Here is a 10,686-nt window from a genome sequence, read left to right as displayed (position 1 = left end):
TTACAACTTTCCTTGGAGTATATATAAGTAAAACAATTAAAGATGCTGTTTTAAAAATTAGAGAAGGTATTAAAGAATTCTTTGATTTTATGAATAGAAAAGCAAACATAGTAAATGAAATTGATATACACTCAAAAAGTGAATTTGGTGAAATCGCTTCATTTATAAATGAAAGCATTAAATCTTTACAAAAAGAATTAGATGCTGATACAAAATGTGCAGGTGAAGCAATATTGGTTTTACATAAATTACAAGAAGGATATTTAAATTATCAAATTCTTTCAACTCCAACTAATCCACAAATAAGAACTTTTGCATCCACAGTAAATACAATGCTTATTAATCAACAAAAAGTAATGAGCAACATTTTGGATGAATTAGAAAAATACACAAACTATAACTATTTATCAAAACTATCAGACCAAAATATGAAGGGAGAAATGAAACAGCTAATTGATGGAATAAACTCTTTAGGTGAATCTATTACTAAAATGTTACAAGAAAATAAACAAAATGGTGACATCCTTACAAAAAGTTCTGAAATCTTATCTTCAAATGTATCACACTTAAATACAGCTGCCCTTTCTCAAACGGCCTCTATTGAAGAAACTGCTGCCGCAATTGAAGAGACAAGTTCAGCGATCAGTGAAATATCGCAACAAGCCACACAAATGCAAACATTATCAAAAGAGACATTAATTTATGCAACAGAAGGATTAGAATTAGCAAATAAAACACAAAAATCTATGGATGAAATAAATAGTGCTACAATAGAAATTCTTACAGCAACCTCTATAATTGATAAGATTGCATTTCAAACAAATATTTTAAGCCTAAATGCAGCAGTGGAAGCCGCAACTGCAGGAGAAGCTGGAAAAGGCTTTGCCGTAGTTGCAGGAGAAGTAAGAAACCTAGCAACAAGAAGTGCAGAAGCTGCAAAAGAGATAAAAGAATTGGTTGAAAAAGCTAATACAAAAGCAGGTGAAGGAAAAAATAGTTCAGAACAAATGATTGATGGATATTCTAAGTTAAATGAAAAAATAACTGATTCAAGTAAAATTATCGCTAATGTGGCTGATGCTACAATAGAACAAAGTAAAGGAATTTCACAAATCAATGAAGCAATCAGTTCAATAGATAAATTAACACAAGAAAATGCAAAAATTACTGGAGAAACACAAGAAATAGCTAAAAAGACAAATGACATAGCTATTGATATTATTAAAAATACTGAGAATAAAAAGTTTTAATACTTTTTATTCTATCAAAAAGAGGGACAAAGAGACTCTTTTCCCTCTCTTACTCAAAAAAATTGTGCTTTATTTAAATCTTATTTAATTTTTATTATCTTTTTATGCTTCTCTTCACTTAATTTAGGAACTATAATTTCTAACACCCCATCTTTTCCTGATGCTTCAATATTTTCAACATCTGCATTATCAGGAAGAGTAAAACTTCTAGAAAACTTACCAAAAGATGTCTCTACTTTATAGTAATCTTCTTCTTTAACTTCTTCTTTTATTTTTCTCTCACCAGAGATTGTTAATACACCTTTATGAATGTCAACTTTGATATCATCTTTTTTAACACCTGGTAAATCCACATCAATATGATAAGCAAATTCACCTTCCCTTGTATTAACTACTGGAACAAAACCACTAACTCCTTCATTTGAAGGGTATTTATAAAAATCCTTTTCTAAATCTCTAAATTGTTTAAAAGGGTCAAATCTAGTTACTAACATGCTAAACTCCTTAAAAATATTTCTTGATAGTTTCTCTATCAAGTTAATGAAATAATAACATATTTTTTTAGCACTTGTCAATATATAGTGCTAATATTTTTAGCAATTTATATTAGCGAGTGCTAAATGTGCACTTTTTGCTTTGATAGATTTTATTAGTAAATAAATGTTATGTTTGAAAAGATGGAGTTTAAAGGGGTATTTTTATAATAAATTTGCTTCCCTTACTCTTTTCACTTATACAAGTAATCTCCCCGCCTAAATTTATTGTTACTAAATTATAAACGATATTTAGACCCAATCCAAGGGAACCATTATTTCTATTTGTAGTAAAAAAGGGTTCATATATTTTTGTTAAGTTTTCTTGTAAAATACCCTTCCCATAATCAATATATTCAAAAATAAAATTATTCCCTTCAATTCTAGCATTTAAAGAAATAACTCCTTTTTCAGTATCATTATATGCATGGTCCAAAGTATTTGAAATCAGATGATTAAGAATTTGTGCAAAGAATCCTGGAAAAGAATTGATTTCTAATATATCATCACATTCAATTTTGAATTCAATATTTCGATTCTTAATTAAATTATCAATACTAATCAAAATACCTCTGATATACTCTTTTACTCTAAAAATTCTTTTTAATTCACTTGTTTGATCTACAGCAACTTGTTTAAAATTCTTTATAATTTTTTCTGTTTTTTCTAAATTTGTTACAATAACTTTAACCAATTCATTTGAACTTTCTAAATAATTTTTCCACTCATCAGGGGAGATTGATGTGTTATCGTATTTGGAACTTATTTCTTCACATATATACTCTAAATGTGATGCTCCTGTGACTCCTATTCCTATTGGTGCGCTAATTTCATTGGCAACTCCTGAAACTAAACTTCCAAGTCCAGCTAATTTTTCAGATTCAATTAGTTTATTTTGAGTTATTATCAGATTTTCCATAGAGGCTTCAAGTTCATCATTTGATTCTTGTAAATCAAGATTTTTATTTTCTAGTTCTATTTCTAACATTTTTTTATCTTGAATATCCCTCCAAAGCCCATGAATTACAAGTTTTTCATTTATAATAATTTTTGTTAGTACAATTTCACACCAAAATTCTTGTCCCGATCTCTTTTTATGAAGCCATTCAAATCGTATGCTACCTTTTTCTAAACATTTATTAATGTACTCTTTCTCTAAAGTACTAGAAACTATACCATTTGGTTGAGTTTTTGGAGATATTTTTTCTGGATTTAAATTTAAAAATTCCTCTTTTTCATTAATTTCTAGTAATTCCAATAATGCAGAATTACAATCAATAAACTTACCATCTTTTAATAAACTTATTCCATCTGTAGAATCATTAAAAAGTGTTTCAAAAACTTTTTTTTCTTGTTCTAATTCTTTTGTTCTAATTTTCACATCTTCTTGAAGCTTAGAATTAAATGCTTTTATTCTTTCTTCTTGTTCTTTTAATTGGTGAATATCTTCAACAATTTTATCTCTCATCTTTTGAAAGTTTGATGATAATGTTTTTAACTCTTTTACTCCTGATATATCTATTTTTGTCTCATAATCACCAAAAGCAATCTTTTTAGAAACATCAGATAGCATATCAATTGGTTCTAATATTTTTCTTACTATAAATATAATAGTTAGTGAAATACCAATAATAATTATTAAAGATATAGTTAAAAACATATTTCTAAATGTATATAATTCTTTATATTTTATATTTTTGTCAACTCTATAACCAATAATCCAATTCCAAGGTTCAAAATGTTTAAAGATAATCCATCTTTCATTATTATTTAGAAGAATCTCAAAATTACCATTTTTCTCCCTCAATATTTTCTTATAAGGTGAAGTATTTTTATATTCATTTGCATTTTCTTTATTATGAAATTTATGTAATACTAAAAAGCCATTTTCATCTATTATAAAAGGGAAGATGTTTTTATTGCTTTTGTTAAAAACTTTTTTGATAATATTTACAGTTCCTTTTTTAAATGACTCTTCATAAGAGTTTACCATTTGTGTTTTCAAAAGTGTTTCATATTTTTCATTTATAAGATAAATTATATTATCGATTTTTTCATTATATATTTTCTCTTGTGATATATCTATTTCTTTTTTTAAATAATTGTAAGAAAAATAAAAAATAGTACCTATTCCAAATGTTATAACTAAAAGGATTGATATTAGAAGTTCTGATTTTAAAGAGTTATTTTTTATCATTTTACTAACACCGCATTATCTATTAATTCAAAAGGAAAAACAATATTAAGCTTTTTTGATAAAGTTGTATTTATATAAATATTAGCTTTTTCATTTATAGCTATTGGTATATTCTTTATATCTTCCCCCTTTAAAATTCTAAGGACTGCGTTAGCGGCCCATCTTCCTTGCTCTTCAGGATTATTAGCGAAAGTTAATACAACAAATTTACTTACAGTTATATCCCAAGCAGCAGTTGGTATTTTAGTTTCCTCTTTTACAAAATCTTCTAAATTTTCTTTGTTTTTATCCCAATTAATTAAAGCTCCACTATTTCCAAGTAATAAGATATCTGTATTATTTTGTAAATATACATAATACTTTTTCCATTCATCAATAGTTCGTGCATGCTTTTTATAAATTTTTCGCTTTAACTGCTCTTCAAAAAAATCACTCTGTGCTTTGGCACTAAAAGAATCATCATCTAAACTGCCTATTCTATTGCCTTTTGCATATTTTTTTAAAGCATCAATTAATTGAGGGATAAGCTGGACTTCTTCCATTCCAGTTATGTTAAAAGGCAGTTCTTTATACTTCTTTATAGTACCATTTATCCCACAAAAGACAATTGGAATGGATGAATTCTTAAAATAAGGTTCAATAACATATTTTATTGCATTATCATCAGAGGTAATAATTACATCAGGTTTAAAATTTTCAATTTGATTTTTGATTTTTTGAGCTATTTTCATTTTATAAGGCTCATTATTATTTCTTTTAGAGTTCATTTCTACTCTTTTAAACTCAATGGGAATTTTAGATTTTAGAAGTGTTTCTTTTATACTTTTTTCAATCCCATCACTCCAATAAAGCCCAGAATGATAGGAATTGATGTAAAAGACTTTTTTCTTTGCAATAAGATTTTCTGCTTTTATAAAGCTAAAAAATAGTAATAATGAAAAGAAAATAATAGCAATCTTTTTCATAATAAGCACTTTTTTATTTATTATAACACAAATCATACATAATTGATATGACATATATTAATTAGTAATGATTAAGTAACTTGTAGTAATAGTTATAAAATATATTGCAAGTACAATTAAGTAGTCATTTATATTTGTATTTATATTATTCATTTTTTCTCCTTTTTATAGGAGAAAAAATTCTCCTATTTTAATTTTTTGTTTTATTAATTGTCTTGGGCCTCATATGGGACTTCAAGTTCTTCCTTTTTATTAATTTGCATTTTTTAAACATAAAAAAAAGGGAAGAGCTAAAAAGCTCTTCCCTTCGTAAAACTTAGTATTTCTAAATTTTATTCGAATTTTGTCTTTTTAGCTGTTCTTTTTCTAACAGTTGGATCAAGTTCTCTTTTTCTAACTCTTACAGATTTAGGAGTAACTTCAACTAACTCATCTTCTTCAATCCACTCTAATGCATTTTCTAAAGACATCGATCTTGGTGGGACTAACTTAATAGCTTCATCTGCACCAGAAGATCTTACATTTGATTGTTGTTTCCCTTTTGTAGGGTTAACATCTAAATCATTTCCTTTAGCATGCTCACCAATAACCATACCGTTGTACACTTTATCTTGAGGTTTAATAAACATAACCCCTCTATCTTGTAAGTTGAAAATTGAATAACCTAATGCTTCACCATTTTCCATAGAAACTAAAGCACCATATTTTCTTGATTCAACAATTCCAGAATAAGCTCTAAACTCTAAGAATGAGTGATTCATAACACCCTCACCTTTTGTTTCAGTTAAGAACTCTGTTCTAATACCAATCAATCCTCGTGCAGGAATTTCAAATTCAAGTCTTGTATAACCAGAACCCATTGGTACCATATTTGTCATATTTGCTTTTCTTTTTCCAAGTTTTTCAATAATTGCACCACTATGTTCATCTGGAGTATCAATAACTAAATGCTCAAATGGCTCCATTTTTACACCATCTTCAACTTTAGTAATAACTTCAGGTCTTCCAATACAGAACTCAAAACCTTCTCTTCTCATATTTTCTGCTAAGATACAAATTTGAAGCTCACCTCTTCCGTTAACTTTAAATTTACCTTCACCATATTGCTCATAATTCATTGCAATATTAGTATTCATTTCAGCTCTTAGTCTCTCATCAATTTTATTTGAAGTTACAAATTTACCTTCAGTTCCTGCTAATGGAGAATCATTAACTGCAAAAGTTACAGATAATGTTGGCTCTTCAATATGCATAGGATCAAGAGGCATAGGATCTGTTGGATCACAAAGTGAATCACCCACATCAATTGTTTCAAAACCAGCAACAGCAACAATGTCACCAGTACCAGCAGTTTTGATATCAAATCTATCCATACCTTTAAATCCAATAAGTTTAGAAACTCTACCTTTAACTTTTTCACCATCTGCTTTACATAATAAAACTGTCTCACCCATAGAGATTGTTCCATTAAATATTCTTGCAATACCAATTTTCCCAATGAAGTTATCATAATCAAGTGTAAATACTTGAAGTTGAAGACCATTTGAATCATCACCAACTGGTTTAGGAACTTCTTTTAAAATTGTTTCAAATAGTGGAGTTAGATTTTCATTTGCATCTTCTAAAGCAAGTTTTGCATAACCATCTCTTGCTGCTGCATATACAACTGGAAATTCTAATTGTGATTCACTTGCACCCATTTGGTCAAAAAGGTCAAATACTTCATCAACAACTCTATCAGGATCTCCACCTGGCTTATCAATTTTGTTAATAACAACAATTGGTCTATGACCTAATTGAAGTGCTTTTTTCACAACAAACTTAGTTTGTGGCATAACACCCTCTTGTGCATCAACAAGTAATAAAACAGAATCAACCATTTTTAAAACCCTCTCAACTTCACCACCAAAATCGGCGTGTCCTGGAGTGTCAATAATGTTAATTCTTACATCCTTATAGTCAATAGCTGTATTTTTAGAAAGGATTGTAATACCTCTTTCTTTTTCAATAGCATTACTATCCATAACTCTTTCATCCACATGCGTATGGGCTGCGAAAGTTCCTGATTGTTTCAATAACTCATCAACTAATGTTGTTTTACCGTGGTCAACGTGTGCGATTACGGCAATATTTCTTATGTCTCTCATTTATTCTCTTTAGATATTAATTTTCGCGATTATACTAAAAAAATGCTTAAGTTTTATCATTTTGAGTAATATTAAGACAAATTATTTTTATGATTTTCTCAGAAGGTAAAAGATATTTTACCTTTTTACATAAAAATAAGATTTCTTTTGCTAATATTCCCCTCAGATTTGTGGTACAAATAGATATGATTTTTCTGATTCATATCACTCTTCAATAACTTAATTCTTTTAATCTTTAAAAGAAACTTTCAAAATAAAATATATTGTTAAGGAGAATACTTGCATGGATTATTTCAAGCAATTTAAACAAAAGTACATGGTAGCTTTTTGGCGTCCATTACCAGCTGTCATAGCTTTAGGAGTTTTAGCAGCATATTATTTCGGTATTACAGGTACGTATTGGGCTGTTACTGGTGAATTTACAAGATGGGGTGGTCACATCTTACAACTTTTTGGCGTAGACCTTAGCTCTTGGGGTTATTATAAAATTATGGGTATGCAAGGAAATAGTTTCACTCGTGTTGATGGTGTTATGATAATAGGAATGTTTGCAGGTTGTATTGCAGCAGCATTTTGGGGTAATAATGTAAAACTTAGAATGCCTGCAAGTAAAATTAGAATCTTTCAAGCTCTTTTAGGTGGTATTATCGCAGGATTTGGAGCAAGACTTGGTATGGGTTGTAATTTAGCAAGCCTTTTTACTGGTATTCCTCAATTTTCAGTGCATGCTTGGTTATTTACTCTTGCTATGATTGTAGGTGTTTATATAGGTGCTAGAGTAACTTTATTGCCTTTTTTTCAATCTAAAATGAAAATGCAAAAAGTTTCTTGTTCTACTACTTTAAATACTGATACTAAAAATGTCAAATCTCTTTTTACAATTGGTACTATTGTTTTTATTGCTATGATTATCTGGGCATTATATTTAATTTTTATTCAACAAAGTACTAAATTAGGTATTGCGATGTTATTTGGTGCTGGATTTGGTCTTTTAATTGCAAAAGCTCAAATTTGTTTTACATCTGCTTTTAGAGATATTTTCACAACAGGAAGAAGCCAAATGGCAGTTGCTATTGTTATAGGAATGGCAGTATCTACTATTGGGGTATTTAGTTATATTATGATTGGTGTTCCACCAAAAATTATGTGGGCAGGACCCAATGCACTTATTGGTGGATTGTTATTTGGATTTGGAATTGTACTAGCAGGTGGTTGTGAGTGTGGATGGATGTATAGAGCTGTTGAAGGTCAAGTACATTTTTGGATAGTTGGAATTGGTAATGTTATTGGCTCAACTCTACTTGCATACATGTGGGACAGTTTCTCTTTATCTTTAGCAACAAGCTGGCCAAAAATAAATTTACTTCAATCTTTTGGAAATTATGGTGGATTATTTATGAATTATATTTTCCTATTTTTACTATTTCTATTGGTATTAAAACTAGAAAGAAATTATAGAACAACATTAAAAGAAAAGGTGACAAAATGATAAAAAAAGATATTATTCCAGACTATCGAATTGATATGCAAGGTGAACCTTGCCCTTATCCTGCTGTTAAAACTCTTGAAGCAATGAAAGAATTGAAAGAAGGGGAGATTTTGGAGATAATAAGTGATTGTCCACAAAGTATTAATAATATTCCCCAAGATGCAAAAAATCACGGGTATAAAGTTTTAAGTGTAGATAGTAGTGGACCTACTATTCAATATATTATTCAAAAATAAAATATATTTATAATATTGCGTATTTTAACTTCGCAATATTATAAATCAAAGAATTCTTACTAATTAAATATTCTACCTACTTTTTATACTCTTTTCTTAGATATAATTAAAAAAAATCAAAGAGATGATATGAATTTAAATACTACTTTACAAGAGATTCAAGAAGAGATTCAAAAGTACTCTACAAAGGGAAAACTAGCAAATTATATACCTATGTTAGCCCAAGCAGATGAGAATGATTTTGCTATGAGTATAATAACACTTGAAGGTGAAGAGTTTCATATTGGATGTAGTGATAAAAAGTTCTCTATTCAAAGTATTTCTAAAGTATTTACTTTTACCCTAGCTTTAGAACACTATAGTAAACAACTTTACAAAAGAGTAGGACATGAACCCTCTGGTGATCCTTTTAATTCCCTTGTTCAATTAGAGTATGAAAGTGGTATTCCTAGAAATCCATTCATAAATGCAGGAGCAATTGTTACAACTGATTGTTTAACTTCAATTTTCAATAATAATGCCTTTGATGAAATTTTAACTTTTATGAAAAAAGTTTCACATGAAGAGAATATAACATATGATAAGGATATCTTTATCTCTGAATTAGGGCATGGTTTTCAAAACTTTGCACTAATAAACCTAATGAAGAGTTATCAAAACATAAAAAATCCCATAGATGATGTGATTCAAACATATTTTAAACAATGTTCAATCATGATGAATACAAAACAACTTGCACACTCTATGTTATTTTTAGCAAACCATGGAGAAGATCCTTTTACAAAAGAACAAATTATAAATGAATCAAAAGCAAAAAGAATAAACTCACTAATGCTTACTTGTGGACACTATGATGCAAGTGGTGATTTTGCATATAAAGTTGGACTTCCAGGTAAAAGTGGTGTAGGAGGAGGAATTGTTGCTGTTGTTCCAAAGAAGATGGCAATATGTGTTTACTCTCCAAAATTAAATGTACACGGAAACTCACTAATTGGTACAAAAGCTTTAGAATTATTTACTACAAAAACAGGTCTTTCAATTTTTTAATAAAAAGGAGAATAAGATATTTATTCTCCTTACATACTAAACTGCATTTTAAAACACAATCCTTCATTTTTATTTTCTGCAGTTATACTACCCTTTAGTTTTTGAGTGATTATTTCTCTTGCAATGTATAGTCCTATTCCAGTAGATAAACTATCAGAAAAATCTTTTTCAAAAATTCTTTTTATGATAAAATCACTTACTCCACCAGCATTATCTTCAAAAAGAACTATCACATTATTTTTTATACTTTCTACAGAGATTTTTACAAGAGGTTCCCTTATTTTTCTTTGTTCAAAAGCTTTAAGAGAATTTTCAAATAAAATCATAAGTATATTTAAAAAATAATTTTTCTCTATTTTTATCTTTATTTTCTCATCACATTCTAAATTTATATTTATAGATTTTTTATTAAACTCACTATCAATAAGTCCTATAATCCCATTTATTTCGTCTTTTATTTTTATTTCTTCAATATTTTTTTCTTCTTTATAAAAATTTAGTTGGTTAAGCCCTGTCTCTTTAAGATAATTTATGTTTTGTTTTATATTTTTAAGATTATCCTTTATAATCATATTTAAATTAGCATCTTTGAATTCATATGCTATTTCTATGTGATTTATACTATTATAAAGACTATTTATAGGAGTTTTCCATTGGTGCGAAATATTAACCATTGTTTGACCTATTAAAGAAAGTTTAGAATACTCATTTAAAAGTTCTACATTTTTTTCATGTTCTTTACTTAATCTATATGCTGAATGAATTAAAGCAAAACCTAAAAATATATCTTGTCCTGCTGTTCCAATTGCAAAGAAATAATAA

At 28.3% G+C, this 10,686-nt stretch carries 9 protein-coding genes; 4 read left to right on the top strand and 5 right to left on the bottom strand.

Annotated features, from left to right (window positions below):
* On the top strand, positions 1–1,250 hold a 1,250-nt coding region (locus CRU95_RS15740), incomplete at its 5' end, for a methyl-accepting chemotaxis protein (protein WP_258238739.1).
* A gap of 80 nt (positions 1,251–1,330) precedes the next feature.
* Here the strand turns inward: CRU95_RS15740 and CRU95_RS15735 are convergent.
* From CRU95_RS15735 to typA, 4 genes are all read right to left on the bottom strand, one after another.
* Complete coding sequence (locus tag CRU95_RS15735) at positions 1,331–1,744, bottom strand: Hsp20/alpha crystallin family protein (RefSeq protein ID WP_129102067.1); 414 nt, start codon at positions 1,742–1,744, stop codon at positions 1,331–1,333.
* Positions 1,745–1,934: 190 nt separating this feature from the next.
* Positions 1,935–3,980, bottom strand: a complete 2,046-nt coding sequence (locus CRU95_RS15730; RefSeq protein WP_129102066.1) for an ATP-binding protein — start codon at positions 3,978–3,980, stop codon at positions 1,935–1,937.
* Positions 3,977–4,945, bottom strand: a complete 969-nt coding sequence (locus tag CRU95_RS15725) for an ABC transporter substrate-binding protein (RefSeq protein ID WP_164969817.1) — start codon at positions 4,943–4,945, stop codon at positions 3,977–3,979. The genes CRU95_RS15730 and CRU95_RS15725 overlap by 4 nt, the downstream gene beginning before the upstream one ends.
* A gap of 332 nt (positions 4,946–5,277) precedes the next feature.
* On the bottom strand, positions 5,278–7,092 hold the full coding sequence (typA, locus tag CRU95_RS15720) for a translational GTPase TypA (RefSeq protein WP_129102064.1): 1,815 nt from the start codon (positions 7,090–7,092) through the stop codon (positions 5,278–5,280).
* Positions 7,093–7,375: 283 nt separating this feature from the next.
* Between typA and yedE the strand changes: the two genes are divergently transcribed.
* The 3 genes from yedE to CRU95_RS15705 all read left to right on the top strand — a co-directional run bounded on the left by yedE (position 7,376) and on the right by CRU95_RS15705 (position 9,864).
* Positions 7,376–8,581: a selenium metabolism membrane protein YedE/FdhT gene (yedE, locus tag CRU95_RS15715; RefSeq protein ID WP_129102063.1), complete on the top strand. Its 1,206-nt coding sequence runs from the start codon at positions 7,376–7,378 to the stop codon at positions 8,579–8,581.
* Positions 8,578–8,817: a sulfurtransferase-like selenium metabolism protein YedF gene (yedF, locus tag CRU95_RS15710; protein WP_129102062.1), complete on the top strand. Its 240-nt coding sequence runs from the start codon at positions 8,578–8,580 to the stop codon at positions 8,815–8,817. Before yedE ends, yedF begins: the two co-directional genes overlap by 4 nt.
* 129 nt (positions 8,818–8,946) lie before the next feature.
* Complete coding sequence (locus tag CRU95_RS15705) at positions 8,947–9,864, top strand: glutaminase (protein ID WP_129102061.1); 918 nt, start codon at positions 8,947–8,949, stop codon at positions 9,862–9,864.
* A 29-nt stretch (positions 9,865–9,893) separates the two neighbouring features.
* Here the strand turns inward: CRU95_RS15705 and CRU95_RS15700 are convergent.
* Positions 9,894–10,686: ATP-binding protein (locus tag CRU95_RS15700; protein ID WP_164969816.1), on the bottom strand; the 793-nt coding region annotated here is incomplete at its 5' end.

Origin of the sequence: Arcobacter sp. F2176, assembly GCF_004116465.1 — a bacterium.
Lineage (GTDB): Bacteria > Campylobacterota > Campylobacteria > Campylobacterales > Arcobacteraceae > Arcobacter > Arcobacter siniprincipis.
This window is presented reverse-complemented; position numbering and strand designations above follow the sequence as displayed.

Excerpts from the sequence above, each read along its gene's own strand:
- CRU95_RS15735 (WP_129102067.1), bottom strand. The coding sequence starts at position 1,744 with ATGTTAGTAACTAGATTTGACCCTTTTAAACAATTTAGAGATTTAGAA.
- CRU95_RS15730 (WP_129102066.1), bottom strand. The coding sequence starts at position 3,980 with ATGATAAAAAATAACTCTTTAAAATCAGAACTTCTAATATCAATCCTT.
- CRU95_RS15725 (WP_164969817.1), bottom strand. The coding sequence starts at position 4,945 with ATGAAAAAGATTGCTATTATTTTCTTTTCATTATTACTATTTTTTAGC.
- typA (WP_129102064.1), bottom strand. The coding sequence starts at position 7,092 with ATGAGAGACATAAGAAATATTGCCGTAATCGCACACGTTGACCACGGT.
- yedE (WP_129102063.1), top strand. The coding sequence starts at position 7,376 with ATGGATTATTTCAAGCAATTTAAACAAAAGTACATGGTAGCTTTTTGG.
- yedF (WP_129102062.1), top strand. The coding sequence starts at position 8,578 with ATGATAAAAAAAGATATTATTCCAGACTATCGAATTGATATGCAAGGT.
- CRU95_RS15705 (WP_129102061.1), top strand. The coding sequence starts at position 8,947 with ATGAATTTAAATACTACTTTACAAGAGATTCAAGAAGAGATTCAAAAG.